Consider the following 219-nt stretch of genomic DNA (forward strand, 5'->3'; position numbering starts at 1 on the left):
TGAAATGCAGTTGAATCTAAAATACGGATACGCTTGAAAATAGAAGTATATGGAGAAGAAATTGGCATAGATAAGGCCAATTTTTGATTTAGTAGTTCAGCTAGTATGTGTTGTAAAAATTGGACGGCTGCTTGATTAAATCGTTGATTCAGTCCTTCAGGACTGATGAGTACTTCTGTTGATGCTTCTAAACAGCTAGACAATTGAGTTAAAGACGTC

The 219-nt window shown here is 35.6% G+C and carries 1 pseudogene; it reads right to left on the reverse strand.

From position 1 onward, the window contains the following. Window positions 1-219, reverse strand: a pseudogene (locus HFD78_RS29330) (IS4 family transposase); the annotation flags it as partial.

The sequence above is a fragment of the Bacillus sp. EKM501B genome (assembly GCF_011800505.1).
Taxonomy (GTDB): Bacteria; Bacillota; Bacilli; order Bacillales; family Bacillaceae_G; genus Bacillus_A; species Bacillus_A cereus.